Here is a 17,018-nt window from a genome sequence, read left to right as displayed (position 1 = left end):
AGCCCTGCCAAGTGCGGAAGCAGGCCCTCAACACATCCCGGAATGCACCCCGAACATGATCAACTACCGGATGGCTCCGCGTCACAAGATCAGCGACAGAGCCCGTTCATCCGTACTCACCTCTGCACACCTGGGAGTACGCCGACACGCGGCCGGCTGCTCGCGGTCGCGCTGGACACGAACGCCATTGATCGCGGTCAGGCGAACATCGCAAAGCTGACGACGCTGGCCGCCCGGCTGAAGATGATCGGACTCCCGGTGTGGATACCCGAACCTGTGGCGTGGGAATGGGCCGAACATGCCGGACGGCAATGGGAGCAGTTCACCGCCGCCGCATCCGAACCGTATACGCGTCTGCGATCGGCGGGGGGGCCGGGTCTGCGTTGGTCGGCGGCGGACGACGACGTGGTGTTCGCGCTGAAGCATTGGTACTGCGGCGAGCGGTTCGGGACGTTCACGTCGGTATCGGCGGACAAGGCGGCGAACCGGTCGCTGTTCTGGGCGGGCCTGTTGGCGGGAGCAGCGGTGTCGGTGCTGGCGTGGGCGGGTGAGCTGGTGCTGGAGGGACGACGGGAGCGTGGCGTCGAAGCGAGGAAGCGGCAGGAGCGGGAGGAGCTGATCGAGCGGGTGGCGGACATGGTGACGCTGCGGGTGGTGTCGGCGTTGGAGCGGCGTGCGGTGGCCGAGGAGGCGAGACCACGGGGGCCCGGCCGGAGACGTTCGTGGTGGCGGCTGGTGCAGAGGCTGCGGGGCCGGAGTTCTCCACCGCGGTCATGATGGCGGCGATCGAGGCGGCTTCTTCCGCCATGGCTTGAGCGCCCTGCACCTGGACGACACCGCGGCCCCTGTCTTGCTAGCCGAACCCCAGCGGGCGACGGCCTCGGCCGCCGTCGCAGGTCGTGGAAGCGAACTCCTGGTCAGGGTCCTAGGAACGTCTCCGAGGACGGGTAGTTGTACTTACGTTCCAGCTCCAGGCGGCGCTCGGCGACGCGGTCCCGGCCCCGGGCCGCGCGGTACCTCTTCAGGGCTTCGCGAGTCTCCGGAGAGTGCCGCAGGCGGCGCAGGTCGAGACATCCTCCGGTGTCACCGAGCAGCCGGACGTAGGTGCAGTTTTCGCTATAGAAGTGGTTGAGAGGCATGCCTTGGCTGTCGATGCGGACGTTCAGCCCGTCTTTGTGGTGAAGCAGGAGGTCGAGGACATCGCGAGGCGGGCCACTGTCTTGCCACTCGAACTCGATCTCATAGCCCAGGTCTCTGCCGAAGTTGAACCACATGTCGTGGGCCGAGAACGGCCGGCAGATGCCCGGCAGGCGGCGCAGGACGCCTGAGGCCAGGCGGCTGGCCTGATAGTGGATGCCGCCGATGACATAGCGTTCGGGCCAGGACGCGGCGCAGGCGCGCTCGAGCGGGTGCCAGGTGTCGGGGAGCAGGTCCCAGAAGAAGACCGTGGTGTCGTCGAAGGATGCCTGGGCGATGAGGAGCGCTTTCTCCCATAGGCCGGGGCTGGCGAGGGGGATCTCGATCCGGCCGGCCATGCCGGGGATGTGGAGGATCACGGTGCTGCCGTCGAGCCGGAAGCGAAGACCGGGCAGCCCATAGATCTGGGCGGATTCTCCGTCGATCGGGTCGACGAGTTCGGCGGCGCTCGACGTCGGCATGAGGGTGGAGGCGATGTCGGGCAGGTACCGGGTGGGAACGCCCAGCGTGATCCCGGTCGGGGACGGGTCGATCCAGGCGATCCCAAATCCCAGGATGTCGGGTCTCCAGCACGCCGGCTTCCACTCCCCGATGCGTTCCAACGCGAGCGCCTCCAGGAACGCCTGATGAGGTGCCGCACGGGGGATCGGGCCATGCTGGCGTCCGTCGCGGCGGATCGACTCCAGCGCGTGCTCATACCCTTGAAGGGTGTAGCGGCTCCGGCGTATGGCGAGTTTGTCCTTGGCCATGGAGGTCTCCGAATCGCGCACCGCCCGGCCGGCGCAGTCCGAAGAATCGGCCTTACGATCGTGATCGACATCGGTCGCCACCTTGCGGTCGGGGGATAAGCCCCTTTCACCCCAACGAAGGCCTTCGCCGGGAAGGCCGCAGGCGCGGTGTCCGCAACACCGGAAGTCCCACTCCGGCATGAGCATCTCCCATCCGCTGCGGCGACCCCGGCCGAGCACGCCTGCCTTTGCCGAGACTTCAACATCGGCCGGTCATGAAGGCGTCGCCAGACGGCCGGTTGGCGACAGCGACGCCGACGCTGGCGATGCTCGCACCGGCTGGCAGAACGGCGGAGACGCCGAACAGAGCGGCGGCCACGCGGGACACCCGGGTGATGTTCGACGGGAGCACGGTGGCGCAGGTGTACCCGTGGAGGTCCAGTTCGGTGAAGGCCGCCGCTGCGACGGTCGCGGCCTCCGGCATACGGCTCTCGGCCTCGTCCGACTCGGTCAGTTGCGGTCGCAGCTCCGCGTACACCGCGGCGAAGGCGCGCACGCTCTCGGCGGCGCCCTCCGCCGCAGGAGCGCTGTGACCACCCGGCGGTTTGGGGTGGCGTTCTTCAGCTGTCAGCACGTCATCGCCCGCGTGACGTTCTCCTCGCGAAGCGCCACATCGCGCTCGAACACCAGCTCTTCCGCCTGCGTGCAGGAAGCGTGTCTGAAGTCGCTGCCGCAGAGTCGGCCAGCGGGTTTACCGCCCACGTGACGTCTTCGCGTAGCCAGGTGCGCCGTAGACCAGGAGCCGTAGACCAGGAAGCGTATGGCTGCCGCGTCGGCGGGCATCGCGGCGGGCTATTGCGCACCGCTCCGTGATCGGGTTCGCTGTTCGTGAGTTTGCGCTTACCGGTTGCGAGGAAGGTGGACGCTTGTCGTGGCGGGTGACGCTGTTTCAGAAGCCGGGCAGGAGCACAGGTTCTCCGCAGGCGTCGACCTGAGCGATCAGCTCGAGCTGGACCTCTTTCGGCGGCCAGCCGAGGACGCGGGCGCGCCGACCCAGGGCAATTACCACTACCAGACCGAGATCATCGCGTCGTACTGCCTGAGCCTGCACACCGATGCGTCGATCGTGAAGATCATCTGTGAGTGGCAGGAGGACTTCATTATCGTGCGGGACAGGCCGCCTCTGCTGGAGCTGGTGTCGGTCAAGCACCACGACCAGATGCTGTACACCACGATGAAGTCGTTGTGTGATCACGGTGGGATCGCGCACCTGTTCGACCGGTGGCTCGACTACACCAGTTGGCCGGTCGTACGGCTGGCCAGCAACACGCGTCTGGGCGGCAGACCGGGTGACTTCACGCCGCGTGCCCTGCTGGACGTGTGCCGGGCCGGTGAGCTGGACACGCCGCGGGGGACCGCCCTGATCGCGCACCTGGCGTGGGCCATGATGGAAATGGCGGCGAAGTCCGCCACTCTGGACAACATCCCCAAACCCGACGCACCGGTGCCGCCCAAACCGATACGGCACGACCCGGCCGGTCTGCCGGCAGGGTTGTTCGAGATGCTCCTGCGGTTCGTGCGCAGCTGCCAGTTCGACTGCGAGCGGCCGGCGAAGCGTGACATTCGGGACGTCAATATCCGGCAGATTGTGGAACCAGCGGCCGGCGCGCTTGGCTTCGCGCCATCGGCAGCCGCTGACGTCTACAAGGCGGTCGTCGATCTCGTCGCGGAGGCGAGCCGGGACGACAGCGGCCGGCCCGTCGACCTGGGCCAATACTTGACCAACCCCGGCGCCTACGACCCGCGGTCGGAGATCGCGCAGACGGTCCAGCGGCGGACTGTCTCCCGTGACGCGGTCCTGGACGCCATCCGGCTCGGCACGCGGCGCGCTGTCGGCGACCCGGTGTCGCTGCTGCGGTCCGGGCAGGCGCCGCCACGCGCCCCTGGCGGTCATCGCCTCATCGAGAAGATGCGCGACGCCCTGATGGCCGATGACGAGCGGGACAACGCATTAGGCCTGCGGGACCTGTGGCTGCACATCTGGCCGCAGGCCAGGACCGGGTTCCCGGAGGACATCGAGACGCAGTTCCGGTTGGAGATGGAGATCCTCGACATCGTCCGCCAGATCCGTGTCCAGCTGATCGGCACCAGCGGCCACTACGGCATCCAGTTTCAGGCGCTGCTGCATGCTGAGTTGCGCCGGGCAGAGCTCAGTAAGAAGATCAGCGTGCCACTCGACGACTTCCACATCCTTGGGTACGCCTACGAGTTGAGCGACGTGTGCAAGTTCGGGTTCTCGCGACCGGGGGGCGGATGATGGCCGCTCCGTTGCCCGCTGCCGCTGTCCTGGCGATCCGTCAGGAGAGTCTCTATCACGAGGCCCGGGTCCTCATCCTCGTCTGCCAGTTCACCCAGCCGGGCGAACCCTTCCGCGGCCTGACTAAACTGGCGAAGATCGATTTCCTGCTCCGGTATCCGGTCATGGCCGAACGTCTCCTACCGGCCGGCGCCGCCGGGCCGGGCGTCGCACCTACCGACGACGAGCGACAGGCGGTGGAGAGCCGCATGATCCGCTACAAGTACGGGCCGTGGGACGACCGCTACTACCCCATCCTCGGCGCGCTGGTCGGCAAACGCCTCGCGACGTTCGCCCGAGTCGGCGGCTCCACCGAGATCACCCTGACCGATGCCGGACGCGACCTCAGCAGCGCTTTGGAGGCAACCAGCCCGTGGGCGGTCGTGGCCGAGCGGGCTCGATTCCTCCACGCACACTTCGACCTGCCCGGCCGGGATCTGAAGAACCTGATCTACGAACAGTTGCCGGACGTCGTCGCGCTCCCGCTCAGAAGCGAGATTTGATGGCCACGAACCTGCGTATCCGGTCCCTGACCGTGTCGACCAACCGGGCGTCGCACGCGTTCGACTTCACCTCCCCGCTGACGTTCGTCACCGGCACGACGACGATGGGCAAATCGACGCTGCTGATGCTGATCAAGCACGCGTTCGGCGGTAACGCGGCCCTGACTCCTGCGGTGGTCCAGCACGTCACCTACGTCGACCTCGGCATTCAGGCGGGGGAGTCGTCGCTGATCCTGCGCCGTAGAATCGGCGCCGACTCCGGCGTGGTGGAGATCATCGAACCGGGCTCACACCTGGTGCAACACACCTGGGCGGTCAGTCCCACGCCCGCCGACGGGCCGTCCATTTCCCGGTTCCTGCTCGAGGCGCTGGGGATCCCGGTCGAACGGGTGCCGACGTCCCGGACCGGCATCAATTCCCGCACTGTCGCCCTGACCTTCAAAGACATCTTCCGGTACTGCTTCCTGCAGGCCAAGGAGATCGACCGGTCGGTCGTCGGGCACCTCGACACCACGAACATCAACCCGAAACGCATCGCCGCGTTCGAGTTGATGTTCGGCCTCACCGACTCGGAACTTGTCGAGCTGAAACGTCAGCGAGGGATCGCCCGCGACCGCGCCAAACAACTGGACGAGGACGCCAGCGCCATCGACCGGTTCATCCGCGACACCGGCATCGCCGATAACGACGAGCTGCGGGCCCGCCGCATGGATCTGGTGCAGCAGCTCGCGGCGGCGCAGGACAAGCTGCGGGCGATTCGTGACGAAGTCGCCGCGCTGACCAGTGCGGAAGAAGACCGCCGCGCCGAGCTGTCCGAGGCCCTGACCGCATCGAAGAAGCGGCACGAGGAAGCCGACCTGCTTGCGGTCACCGTTCGCGGCCGCGAGGCCGCCCTCTCCCAGCTGCGCCTAGACCTGGCCAAAGCCGAACGGCGCAGTACCGCGGTCGGGCTGCTCGCGCCCTTCGATTTCGCCACCTGTCCGCGTTGCATGCAGGACCTCGACGGCCGCGAGGTCGCCGAGACGGACTGCCGCCTGTGCTGCCAGCCGCTCGCCCTGGTCGACGTCGAAGATGTCCACGCCTCTGACCAGAACGCCGACCGAATGCGGGCACAGATCGTCGAAACGGAAACCCTGCTCCACGCCGACAACATCGCGCTCGAACAGGCCCGGCTGACGGCTCGCCACACGGACCTGCATCTGGACACCCTCCACCGCGAGTACGACCAGGCAACCGCCAGCGCGACCTCCCCGCGGATCGAGGCGGTCGCCCAGCTCAGCCGGCAGGCGGAATCCCTGCGCCATGGTATCGACGAGACCGGCCGACACATGCAGATGTGGCGGCGGCTCGACCAGGTCCGCGCCGAGGCCGCTGCCCACCGCAAGACGGACCGGCAGCTCAAGGTCGACATCACCGAACGGGAGAAAACCCTCCGCGCACGCGGCGCCCAGCTCGATGACATCAGCGCAGCGTTCACTGACGAGGTCAACCGGATCGGCATCCCCACCGACGGCACCGCCCGTATCGACCCGGACACCTTCCTGCCGCTGGTGGGAGACACCGCGTTCGAAAACCTACAGGCCAGCGGAGGCGGCGCCAGCACCGCGCTCAACATCGCCTACCACCTGACCCTGCTCACCACCGCGCTCGACCACCCCAACATCCTGCTGCCGAGCCTGCTGATCATCGACTCCCCCCGTAAAGCGATCGGCACCGTCGACCGGGACCGCGAACTCGGCAGCCGGATCTACGCCCGCCTGGCCATCCTCGCCGAGGCATACAAGGATCGGATCCAGCTGATCGTGGCCGACAATGACATCCCCGCCGAGCTCGCGACCACGCGCAACACCATCGTGCTCACCTCCGAGCGCTCGGCCGTCCCTGGCGTCACCAACACCGGCGTGGGCGAAGGCCAGCGAGTCGAGGACCTTTAGATGCCGCCTCCCCGGTCACGGCCATGCGTCGGGTTTTCAGTCCGAGGGAGTCGGCTCCACGTTGGTGGTGAAGGACGGAACGATGTTTCCTTGCGGGTCGACGTCCATGAGGATCATGTCGTAGGAGTGCGACAGGGGCGTGGACGCCTGACCCTGCGGGTCAGTGTCGATCACGAGCACGCGGTTCCTCAGCGACGCGTCCTCGACGAGACGCTCGAGACGTGTCTTGGTCTTGGACTCGCCGCCTTGACGGATCTCACCGAGGGGCTCCATTTGTGTGCACGGTCCTTCCTGTCTGATGGAACTCAGCGTAGGTCAGCCGAATTCTCCGGTGCAGCGGATTGTCCAATGCGCACCCGATCGGGCGCGATACGTGCGCCCACTCGCTGGTGTGTCGGGCTTTGTCGCTTGACCGGACGCGGAAGGAAGTCGGGTAAGCGCGCTGGCCGCTTTCGCAGCTCTGATTGTCGCGGCCGCCGGTAGTGAATCGTCCAGTGCCCCCGGGTGGGGTGTGATGTCGGGGAACAGACGCGGCACCGCTTGCCACCGCGGATCGCATCGGCACGGATCGGGATGGGCTGGTGAGGCTCATGACCGTATTGGTGCTGGCAACCGTTGTCCAACACAGTGATCACGCTCTTGGCAGTGCTGGCCAGGGACGAGCAGCCGACCGCGTGCACGGTGTTGGAGCCGGTGACGACGAACCAGCCCTCTGGGCCTGCGCAGGCGGCTTGATAGCGCTCGAGATCGGGTTCGGCGCGCAGCACCCAGGTACGGTGGGCCCGGCACTTCGCACACAGATCGAAGCCGCCTTCTCGGCACGCGCAGGTGCCACAGCAGGTGCACGGGATGCAGGCGTGCAGGATCTGGGTTGCGTCGACCGCGATGGTGACCAGGCTGTCTTTGGTGTCGTTTTCGTCGACGATCGGGCGGATCGCGGCGCCCGAGGTGTTGCTGACGAGCACCTCGTTACGCCCTGGCGCGGCGACGTCGATGACATACCAATCCTCATTGCGGCGCACCGGCCACCATTCCTGGTCCAGGCCAACAGCTTGCCTTCGGCGTGCAGCGTGGGGCCGAACAGGGACCCTGAGCGCAGCAAGGGCCTGCCGACGGACGGGTTCGCATTGCGGTGATCGCTGTCCTCTCTGACGCGCTACCCCTGCAGCGTCCGGCTTCGGGGCGACCTCCCTGATGCTGGCCACGCTACCGGCTGCAGCAGATCGTGAGCCGCCAGCCAGTCGTTCCGTGCCTGCAGGATGTCATCGGCGAGCGTGAGGACATCGTCCTGCTGACCGACCACTGATGTTCGGCGACGACGGGAGAGCCCAGGTAGATCGAGGGGCTCTGGTTGCTGATTCTGGCGCGATCATCGCCCGTTGTACTGGTCCCGGGTCTGAGCCTGCGATGCCTGACGCTATTGCACAGATCCGCGGCCAGGCGGAGCACCGGGATGCTGTGCGCGGGCTGGAGAAGAGCGCCTCTCGCGGGGCCGCACTCCGCTTTCAAGCCCGCGGAACGAAGATGCCGGTGAACACCATCCATCCTCAGTGACCAGCAGCGTCTGCGGGTAGCCGGCGCTCGGCACATGGGACCGCCCGACAGGTGCGGTGGCAGATGCCACCCCACGGCGGATGCTCTGGCCGGGGCCAACAGGCCCCGGCCAGAAGCGGGATGCGGCGTCAGATGGTCAGCTGCCGCACCAGCCAGGTGATGGCGGCGTGGGTGGCGCCGGCCACGACGCCCCGCAGAACGGCGGTCGCGAGCAGCAGGCGCTCGCTGCGGGTGAGCTTGCTCGCCTCGGTCATAGTGATCCCCTGTTCCGGTTGTTGATGCATGTGGTGGGCCGGCCGATTCGACTCCAGCCTGCTGCGCCGTCACGCGCCGACGATCAGTTGCGACAGGATGGCTGGGTTGTTGTCAGGTCGTGAGAGGTTGACCCGCATCCTCGCGGCGCTGAGCGCGATGATGGAGCGATGAGTGGCGACGGCAGTGGTGGCGCACGGCGGCGGCCACGCCCGATCACGCGCCCACCGAGCATGCCGGGAGCGCTGGGGCAGCTGAAGGACCTGCTGTATGAGCTCTACGTGCAGGCCGGGCGCCCGTCGCTGGATGAGATTGCCGCCGATATCGGCGCCGACGATGATCTGCCGGGCGCTCCGGGCCGCGACAGCATCAACAGGATCCTGGGCTTGGCGGACCTTCCTCCTAGCCAGGCCGACGTGGTCGCGGTGGCCGTCGTGCTGGCCCGCCGGGCCCGCTGGGATCCTGCCGATGCCGCAACCCGGGCCCGCGAGCGCTGGGTCAGCGCGCACCTGGCAGCCGCACGGCCCCCGGCTCCGCTGGGCCGGGTGATCGGTGAGCTGGGTGAGCGGGATGCGCTGGCGTTGGAGGTGCACCAGGCGTTCGCCGCGCCGCACACCGCGGGAGCCGGCCCGGTGCCGGTGCTGCCGCCCTACCTGCAGCGAGAAGGGTTCGACGATCGGCTTCGGGCGGCGGTGGCCGCCGCCGAGCACGGCAGCCGGCTGGTCATGGTCGTCGGAGATTCCTCCACCGGCAAAACACGGGCCTGCTGGGAGGCGATCCGCGCGGTCCTGCCGACCTGGCGGATCTGGCACCCTCTGACCCCGCAGCGGCCGATGGCTGTCGTCCAGGCGCTGCGCGGGGGGAGCGTGGCCGCCCGGTCGGTGATCTGGCTGAACGAGGCCCAGGACTACCTGCAAGCCTCACCGGCCGGAGAGAGCGTCGCAACCGTGCTTCAGGCCCTGCTGGCCCAGGAGTCCGGCGGTCCGGTGCTGGTGCTGGGCTCGATGTGGCCCGACTACTGGAAAGTGCTGACTCGCCGGCCCGACCAGGCCACCGATTCTGACCTGCACCGGGCCGCCCGCGCTCTGCTCGGGCACGCCGAGACCATCACCGTCCCGCGCCAGTTCACCACCCGGCAGCTGACGGACTTGGCCGAGACGATCGCCGCTGATCCCCGTCTGCGGACCGCGGCCCGGCGGGCACCGGGCGGCCGGATCACCCAGGAGCTGGCCGGGGCGCCGGAGCTGCTGCGCCGCTACCGGCAGGCCGATCCCGTCGAGCAGGCGGTGCTGTGGGCCGCGATGGACGCCCGCCGCCTCGGACACGGCCCGTACCTGACTGAGCCGCTCTTGCAGCGCGCGGCCCCCGGATACCTCGACGACGATACCTGGGACCAGATCGGAGGCGACGAGGACTGGTTCACCACGGCCGTGGATCGGCTCGCCGCCCCGCACCGGCGCCTGCCGGGCCCGCTGATCGAACACCACCCGCGCCCCGGCGAGCCGCCCTTCCCGCACCCGCTGTACCGGCTGGCCGACTACCTCGACCAGCATGGCCGCCGCGAACGGGCACTGCTCTGCCCACCGGCGGCCTTCTGGGACGCGGCCACCCGTCATGCTCACCTGTCAGCAGACCTCGTCGCCCTGGCTGAGGCAGCGCGCGAGCGAGGCCGCTACCGGCTTGCCAGCCGCCTCGCCCGGCAAGCGGCCGATGCCGGCAACACCGACGCGCTGTTGCTCCTGGCCGAGATGCGGGAGGAAGCTGGAGACCGGCCAGGCGCCGAACGTTTGGCCCGGCGAGCTGCCGACGTCGGCAACATCGGTGCGCTGGTGAGGCTGGCCGAGATGTGGGAGGACGAAGACGGGCAGGGCGCCGAACGCCTCTACCGGCAGGCCGCCGACGCCGGAGACGCCTCGGCGCTGTTGCGGCTGGCCGAGATGCGGGCGAAGGCGGGGGACCGGCCAGGTGCCGAACGCCTGTACCGGCAGGTCGCCGGCACCGGGAGCCCCTACGCACTGGACACGCTGGCTCGCCGGGTGGAAAAGGCGGGTGATCTGCAGGCCGCCGAACGCCTGTACCAGCAGGCCGCAGACGCTGGCGATACTGCCGCGCTGCGGCGGCTGGCCGCGATGCGCGAGCGGGCCGGCGATCGAGACGGCGCTGAACGTATCGCCTGGAACGCTGCCGGCGCTGGGGACACCTTTGTGCTGTGGAGGCTGTTCGAGATGCGGGAGCGGGCCGGTGATCGAGACGGCGCTGAGCGCCTCGCCTGCCAGACCGCCGCCGCCGGGCACCCCGTCGCGCTGCGGCGGCTGGCCGAGATGCGGGAGCGGGCCGGTGATCGGGACGGTGCTGAGCGCATCGCCAGGCAGGCCGTCGACGCCGGGGACGAGTTCGCGCTGGTGAAGTTGGCACGGCTGCGGCAGGAGTTGGGTGATCGAGACGGCGCTGAGCGCCTGTACCAGCAGGTCGGCGACGCCGGACGCTTCGGTGCGCTGGCGGGCTTGGCCGAGATGCGGCAGGAGGCGGGTGATCGAGACGGCGCTGAGCGCCTGCACCGACAGGCCGTCGACGCAGGCAGCATCGGTTCGCTGTTGCGGTTGGCTGGGATACGGCAGGAGGCGGGTGATCGGCACGGCGCACTTGAGGTCGTCCGGATGGCGGCTGACAAACAAACGCTTCAGTCCTCGCTGGACAGCAGCCTGATGCTCAGGATGCAAAAGTTCGGAGCGAGGCCGACATCAGAAACCGCGCAGGGCACATCCGCTGACGTGATTGATGTGACAAGGGCGGTACAGGTGGCACCGGTATATTGCCTCGATGTCGGATCGTATTCGCGGAGCACAAGAGTGTCACCTACGGCAATGCCTCGGTCGTTCCTGCGCAGCTCGTGGGTCCGGGACCCTTCGACGATGGGTCGAAAGAAACGGGGCCAGCTCTTGAGTTCGTGCGTGGTGCTCACAGGCTTTCCACTCTTGTGAAGTCCGAGTAGTCGAGATTTATGTAGGGGGCAGAGGGAAATCGCGCAGCGTTGGTGCCCCCGAAGTCCAATCCGGGCAACTGATTCAGGCTATGGCTCGGCTTGGCTATCTTCGGGGCGCCAGCCCAGAAAACGTTGTTCGCCAAGCTGCCAGCGATCGTGTCCGATAGTTCGCACAGCGTGCTCATGAATTCTTGCGTCATTGAACTCAGCTCATTCAAGCGGTTTACGTCAGCGAAGTAGTTCGCTTCGTAGCTGTCAATATAAACAACGCCAATAACATAGTCGTGCCGACTGTGCGCGCCGCTTGGCGCCGCACGGCCATCTCCGCCAGAAAAGCCGACCAACGGGATCGCGGCGAACGCCTGCACGTCCTTGGACATTTCTCGTGACGTATTATTCAAAGACAATATCTCCATGGCTCGCTCGAGCTCTTGGAGTGTCGCGTCGGCTTTGCTGCGGACGATTTTCGCAGTAGCGAACGCCGCACCGATTGTGCCGTTGTGCGCGGGGAAGGTTCTGCCAGCAGACGCTCTTGGTTCGCCCCCCAGTTGTATGCCTTGGTATTCACAGCATTGCTGGAGAACAGTCTCCGCACCAAGCAGCAGAGTGCGGTGCAGTGTGACGCGGAGTCGCTTGTCCGATGGGTGCGAAAATCGTAGATAGCCAGCGAGGGCTGAACAAAAAGCTGTCGCGATTGCCTGTGTAGGCCCTGGCAGATATTCTTTGCGCCAGTGAGCCCGCACTCTGTCGTTTCGCTCCACCTCCTGTCGCGTGCCAGGAAAGTCGAAGTATCCGCCTGCCCATTTCGGCTGATCGTCCTGCCGCAGCATTTGGCCTTGTGAAATTGCAGAATCGATGAACGGGTGAAGGTCCTGGGCCAGCACTGATTTGAGAGTCCCGCCAATGGCTAGGCCATGCCGTCGGATGATGCGTTCTGGAGGGACGTCGTTTTCGGCTGCTATAGTCTCGATATCTTCGCTAGATGGGCTGAAACCGCCAGCAGTGTACAACAGAAAAGCGAGCATGCGATTTTGGAAGGAGATTCGCCGTTTTTCGAACAGGTCAGAGAAGCATGCACGCCGAATGTGCAGGATGGCGCGAGTATCGCGACGCAGCCGGTTTGTGAGATCCTTGGTAACCTCGCTTGCCATTCCACCTTTGTCCGATTTCCACAGTTCATCCAGTAGATTGAAGACGCTCTCGGGCTTGCTTGAGGAATTCTCCTTAGCGCGCTGTTCGATTTTCCGAAGCTGCTTCAGCAAATCCGATCTATTTTCGAACAGCTCGGAGAGGATGCGGTCCTGTCGAAATTGGGCGATTCGGATCCTGAAAAGGTCGATCATCGCACTGTCTCCGGCTCCCGACACGATGTAGGTCATCGTCGCTTGCCCGAGGTGCGGTTGTGCCAGTTCCTCATTCCTCCAATAGGATGTCTGCACTTGCTCTACACCGAAGCCAACCGCAAGGATGGCCAGATCGAACTTCTCCAAAGCCCCGCCCGGCCTATAGTCGTATGAGGGCACCGACGGATCCGAGACATCTCGCGGTTCGCCAACCCATTCGATTTGCAGACCGCCCTGGGGCGATACGCTCGTAATCTGAAGATGCCGGGTGTTGCAGAAAAATCGCAGCCTACGGCGATTCTTGCGATTTGGCTTCTGGTCGGCTTCATAGCGCTGCACCACAGACTTCCATTCGCGAAGTACCTGGACGACGACATCCGAAGCACGGCTGGCGGTCCAATTCAGGACCGGAAGCGCCGCGCTGAAAGCCTCACTGCCTGGAGATGGCCAGTCATAGATGCGGGGATGAATCCACCGTGTGTCGCAGCCCTGCTGCAGAGGCACCGCCGTATCACGGCGCTCGAATATGGTGATGTCAGCATTGACGTTCTTCTTCAGCATCGCAGCCGCTGCCGTGAGACCCGCGAGCCCACCACCTACGACCGCGATGCGGAACCGGGGATGTGTGTCACCCGTGTTGACGCGCTTGGATTGCACCAACGCCCAGACGAGATTGAGAGCCCTGATCTGCTGACTCAAGACAGTGACGCCGGCGTCCAGGGCGCCGATCACGAAAATCGGTTCACCGTCGAGCTGGTAGCGGCACAACCCATCGGTCGCTGAGCACTCATCACCTGGTGCAGACCTGCCGTGGCCTTCGCGCATGCCCTCCAGGGTAGGCGTGACTTCGGACAGAGCCGCAGCCGAGAGCGCCCGCTTGCATGAGCTCAAAGCGAACCTTTTGCACAGGCTAGACCTGGTTGCCAGTCATCAGCCGGAATTGGCCGAGGCATGCACGCCGGTGTGCGCGTCGTCGTCAGCCGAGGCGGGAGCGGTCCCGGCCGTGCTGACCATCACGCCCGGGGCAGGGGTCGGGTAGCCGGTGTAGCCGCACCTGCCCGGCTCATGCTCGACACCGCAGGCAATGACCGCCACTGCGGCACCATCACCACGCCAGGCGCTGACGGCCGCGCCCAACGCGTCGACCGCCCCGATCAGCAGCGGCTGGGACTCGCCACTCACATTTCTTGGGCGTTCGTCACGAGCCTTCAGCGCACTGGTCACCCGATTGCAGTGTCCAGCGCGAATCTCACACCCATCACGGTTGGTTCTGATCCCTTCATGTTCCCCCATACGTGTCCGCTGCGGCTTGGTCATGTTCGTGCCTTGGTCGGCGGCGGGGACAGGCGGTCGACGGCTGCACGGCGTACGTCCTCGGCGCGGCGGTCGTAGCGGGCGGTGGTGGCGGGTGAGGCGTGACCGGCCAGGGCCTGGGCGGTGGCCAGGTCGACGCCGGCGTTGAGCAGCTCGCCGATGACCGTGTGGCGGAAGTCATGCGCGGTCGATCGGGCCGTCTTCGCCTGCTCGGCCCGCTCGGTGAGCATGTGGCTGACGGTCTGGCCGGTCAGGTGATCGATGGTGCCGCCCGCGCCGGGGCGGCGGATCCTCTGGGGCCGCGGGGTGAACGGGGGGAACAGGCCGCCGGGATCGCTGCCACGTTCGGCCAGCCAGGTGTTCAGGCGGGAGGCCGCGCTGTGGGTGAGGAAGACGCGGCGGTCCTTGTTGCCCTTGCCGCGCACGTGCAGCGAGCGCCGGGCCGGATCGTAGTCGCGCAGGGCGAGGCGGGCCAACTCGCCCCGGCGTACGCCGGTGGCGTACAGTACCTCGATCATGGCGGCGTCGCGGAGCGCGGCCTGACGGAGCTCGGCGCGGCGGGCATGGTCGGGCTCGGGGGCGTCGAGGTGGGCGTCGCAGGCGTCGAGCAGGGCGCCGACCCGTTCGGGCTCGATGTGCTCACCGGCCGGCTCACGTGAGCCCTTGAACGGCGGGACGTCGGCGGCGCGGGCGTGTTCCTCGGCGCTGCTGAGGCCCAGCCGCCACGCCCATTTGATCACCTGGCGCAGCGCGGTGAGGTGCTTGTTGCGGTAGGTGTGCGACCAGGGGCGTTCCTCGCCGGTCTTCGGGTCGCGGGCCACCTGCTCATCCAGGCGGGCGCGGAGGTAGATGGTGTGCTCGGCGCGCAGCACGTGCCAGGGAAAACCGAGCCCGGTCCGCGCGGCAGGGGCCTTCCCGCCGGTCTTCGGGTCGATGCCGTGGATGTCGTCGCCGAGCAGGAGCCGGGCGATGCGGTCCAGGCAGCCTCTCATGGTGGTTCGGGACTCGGCGCTGTCGAGCGAGGCGAGGTAGGCCAGGTAGGGGTTGCGGTTCCGGCCGGCTTCCGCCGCCGCCTCGGGCAGCGCGCCGTCCGGCCCGCCGCCGGGCCCGCCGCCGGGAAGCGGATGATTCGGCGTATACACCGCGATAGGGGATGTTTCGGGCACCGGCTCGGGGTGCTCCTGTGCGACGCTCACCCTCGCCATCCTAGATCCTCTATTGACGGGAACTGCACTTCCCGCTGATAGGACAAACACGGCATAACGGGTATATAGAAAAGCATCGCATCGATTCTTTAGAAGAAAGCATCATCCTAGACTTTCTGCTATCGTCTCTCTGTGAGCGATCATGAGGACGCCGGAGCCTTCCCCGCGCCTGAACGGCCGGAAGCCGGGCGCGAACACGCCAGACCCGGCGAGCGGCCTTCCGCCGCGGCGGAGGAGAACCGCCCCTCGGCCGAGCCGCCGCCCGGGGCGGGCACGCCGGGCGGGGCCGGTCCGCACGCGCTGCCCCGGCCCGCCACCGACCCCGCGCCGCACGGCCGCTGCCGCTACGACGACAAGCCGCTGCCGCCCTCACGCGGCACGAAGAAGCGCACCTACTGCGACGAGCGCTGCAAGAACGCCTACTACCGCGAGCGCGAGCGCCTCGAGCGGGAGGCGCTGACCACCGCGGTGGCCGGCACCGACGCGGTGCTCACCGAGGCGCGGCCGCTGGCCGACGCCCTGCAGGCGCTGGCCGAGCAATTCTCAGGCGGCGTGCAGCGGATCGAGACCGGCGCCCTGCAGCGCATCGCCACCCTCACCGCCGAGACCGCCGAGGCCAAGGCCGACGCGCTGGACGCCCGCGAGCGGGCCGAGACCGCCGAACAGACCCGGCGCACCGCCGAACGCGCCGAACGCGACGCCCGCGCGGCGCAGCAACAGGCCGAGGCACGCGAGGACCGCGCCCGCGCTGATGCCGAGCGCGTCCAGCGCGAGACCGGAGAGCGGGTCGTGGCCGCCGAGCGGCGCCGGGCCACCGCCGAGACCAACCTCGCGCACGCCGAGGAGGTCCGCGATCGCCAGGCCGACCAGATCCGCAGCCTACGCGAGCACCTGGCCCAGGCCGCCGCCCGCATCGACGAGCTCACCGCCATCCTGGACACCCGCAAGGAGGAACTGACCCACGCCCATGGCGAGAACAGCCGCCTGACCGACCGGGCGGACCAGGCCGAGCAGCGCCTGACCACCACCACCGAACGGCTGCAAGAGGCTGGAACGGCGGCTGCCGAGGCCCGCGCCGAAACCCGGACCGTGCGCGCCGAGCTCGCCGCCGAGCGAGACCGCTTCGAGGAGGAACGCGAGCGGCTGCGCGCCCAGGCCGAGCAGGCCCGTCAGGATCAGGCCGAGGCCAACACCGCGGCCACGCGCGCCATGGCCACGGTCGAGACCCGGTTGCAGGTCGCCCACGAAGACCTGCAGCAAGTGCGTGGCCAGCTGGCCGCCGCCCAGGCCGCCACCGGCCTGGCGCTTCCACCGCTGATCGACGTCGACGGTGAGGCCGGCGTACTGCTGGCCGACGGCGGCGCCATCGAATCCGTCACCCGTACCCCCGACGGCGTCATCTGGCTGCACCTGCGGGGCTTTGGCACGCCGATCCCACTGGCCGACCCCGGGCGATCCCCCGCCCAGGCCCAGGACCTCGGAGCCGCCCTGCTGGCGACCGCAGCCTACGCCCCTACACAGGTGTCGGCGTACGGGTGAACGTGCGCCAGCGTGTACGGATGAGAATGCACCGTTCTTGATGCGGTGACACTCCGTTACTGCGAGGCTACTGTTCTCTGTTCGGAGTCGGTGGAGGGCGGCTGACGGTG

At 67.5% G+C, this 17,018-nt stretch carries 17 protein-coding genes; 5 read left to right on the top strand and 12 right to left on the bottom strand.

Features of this window, described 5'->3' with window-relative positions; genetic code table 11:
* Positions 1-276 precede the first annotated feature (276 nt).
* Positions 277-777, top strand: a complete 501-nt coding sequence (locus LDL49_RS54680) for a hypothetical protein (protein WP_225302876.1) — start codon at positions 277-279, stop codon at positions 775-777.
* A 140-nt stretch (positions 778-917) separates the two neighbouring features.
* Here LDL49_RS54680 and LDL49_RS54675 read toward each other — a convergent pair whose 3' ends face one another.
* Both LDL49_RS54675 and LDL49_RS54670 read right to left on the bottom strand, forming a co-directional pair.
* Positions 918-1,946 carry a hypothetical protein gene (locus LDL49_RS54675; RefSeq protein WP_225302875.1) on the bottom strand — a complete coding sequence of 343 codons (1,029 nt, stop codon included), beginning with the start codon at positions 1,944-1,946 and terminating at the stop codon, positions 918-920.
* 238 nt (positions 1,947-2,184) lie between these two features.
* Complete coding sequence (locus LDL49_RS54670) at positions 2,185-2,559, bottom strand: hypothetical protein (protein WP_225302874.1); 375 nt, start codon at positions 2,557-2,559, stop codon at positions 2,185-2,187.
* 297 nt (positions 2,560-2,856) lie between these two features.
* Here LDL49_RS54670 and LDL49_RS54665 point away from each other — a divergent pair, with 297 nt between their 5' ends.
* Genes LDL49_RS54665 through LDL49_RS54655 form a run of 3 tightly spaced genes read left to right on the top strand, consistent with a single transcriptional unit; the run spans position 2,857 to position 6,718 of the window.
* Positions 2,857-4,242, top strand: a complete 1,386-nt coding sequence (locus LDL49_RS54665) for a dsDNA nuclease domain-containing protein (protein ID WP_225302873.1) — start codon at positions 2,857-2,859, stop codon at positions 4,240-4,242.
* Complete coding sequence (locus tag LDL49_RS54660) at positions 4,239-4,784, top strand: hypothetical protein (protein ID WP_225302872.1); 546 nt, start codon at positions 4,239-4,241, stop codon at positions 4,782-4,784. Before LDL49_RS54665 ends, LDL49_RS54660 begins: the two co-directional genes overlap by 4 nt.
* A complete protein-coding gene (locus LDL49_RS54655) occupies positions 4,784-6,718 on the top strand; it encodes a hypothetical protein (RefSeq protein WP_225302871.1) in 1,935 nt (644 codons plus the stop codon). The genes LDL49_RS54660 and LDL49_RS54655 overlap by 1 nt, the downstream gene beginning before the upstream one ends.
* A 36-nt stretch (positions 6,719-6,754) precedes the next feature.
* Here the strand turns inward: LDL49_RS54655 and LDL49_RS54650 are convergent, their stop codons facing one another.
* The 10 genes from LDL49_RS54650 to LDL49_RS54620 all read right to left on the bottom strand — a co-directional run bounded on the left by LDL49_RS54650 (position 6,755) and on the right by LDL49_RS54620 (position 15,360).
* A complete protein-coding gene (locus LDL49_RS54650; protein ID WP_225302870.1) occupies positions 6,755-6,991 on the bottom strand; it encodes a P-loop NTPase family protein in 237 nt (78 codons plus the stop codon).
* A 32-nt stretch (positions 6,992-7,023) separates the two neighbouring features.
* Entirely contained in the window at positions 7,024-7,740 is a 717-nt protein-coding gene (locus LDL49_RS54645) for a hypothetical protein (protein ID WP_225302869.1), read from the bottom strand.
* 660 nt (positions 7,741-8,400) lie between these two features.
* Positions 8,401-8,526, bottom strand: coding sequence for a hypothetical protein (locus tag LDL49_RS58040; RefSeq protein ID WP_263656721.1), 126 nt, complete (start codon positions 8,524-8,526; stop codon positions 8,401-8,403).
* A 69-nt stretch (positions 8,527-8,595) separates the two neighbouring features.
* Positions 8,596-9,234, bottom strand: a complete 639-nt coding sequence (locus LDL49_RS59670) for a hypothetical protein (RefSeq protein ID WP_372470738.1) — start codon at positions 9,232-9,234, stop codon at positions 8,596-8,598.
* Between the two features lie 210 nt (positions 9,235-9,444).
* Entirely contained in the window at positions 9,445-10,140 is a 696-nt protein-coding gene (locus LDL49_RS59665) for a hypothetical protein (protein ID WP_372470737.1), read from the bottom strand.
* Between the two features lie 9 nt (positions 10,141-10,149).
* Positions 10,150-11,199 carry a hypothetical protein gene (locus LDL49_RS59660; RefSeq protein WP_372470736.1) on the bottom strand — a complete coding sequence of 350 codons (1,050 nt, stop codon included), beginning with the start codon at positions 11,197-11,199 and terminating at the stop codon, positions 10,150-10,152.
* Between the two features lie 5 nt (positions 11,200-11,204).
* Positions 11,205-11,486 carry a DUF3850 domain-containing protein gene (locus tag LDL49_RS59655; protein WP_225302877.1) on the bottom strand — a complete coding sequence of 94 codons (282 nt, stop codon included), beginning with the start codon at positions 11,484-11,486 and terminating at the stop codon, positions 11,205-11,207.
* The gene (locus tag LDL49_RS54630) at positions 11,483-13,675 is read right to left on the bottom strand and encodes an NAD(P)-binding protein (RefSeq protein WP_225302868.1); all 2,193 of its coding nucleotides are present in this window, start codon (positions 13,673-13,675) and stop codon (positions 11,483-11,485) included. Before LDL49_RS54630 ends, LDL49_RS59655 begins: the two co-directional genes overlap by 4 nt.
* A gap of 105 nt (positions 13,676-13,780) precedes the next feature.
* Positions 13,781-14,074, bottom strand: coding sequence for a hypothetical protein (locus tag LDL49_RS54625; RefSeq protein ID WP_225302867.1), 294 nt, complete (start codon positions 14,072-14,074; stop codon positions 13,781-13,783).
* An 89-nt stretch (positions 14,075-14,163) separates the two neighbouring features.
* Complete coding sequence (locus tag LDL49_RS54620) at positions 14,164-15,360, bottom strand: tyrosine-type recombinase/integrase (protein WP_225302866.1); 1,197 nt, start codon at positions 15,358-15,360, stop codon at positions 14,164-14,166.
* Positions 15,361-15,501: 141 nt separating this feature from the next.
* Here LDL49_RS54620 and LDL49_RS54615 point away from each other — a divergent pair, with 141 nt between their 5' ends.
* Complete coding sequence (locus LDL49_RS54615; RefSeq protein ID WP_225302865.1) at positions 15,502-16,908, top strand: coiled-coil domain-containing protein; 1,407 nt, start codon at positions 15,502-15,504, stop codon at positions 16,906-16,908.
* The last annotated feature ends 110 nt before the right edge of the window (positions 16,909-17,018 follow it).

The organism is Nonomuraea aurantiaca, from assembly GCF_020215705.1.
GTDB classification, from domain to species: Bacteria; Actinomycetota; Actinomycetes; order Streptosporangiales; family Streptosporangiaceae; genus Nonomuraea; species Nonomuraea aurantiaca.
The sequence above is the reverse complement of the archived record's forward strand: the minus strand, read 5'-3'. Positions and strand labels throughout refer to the sequence as shown.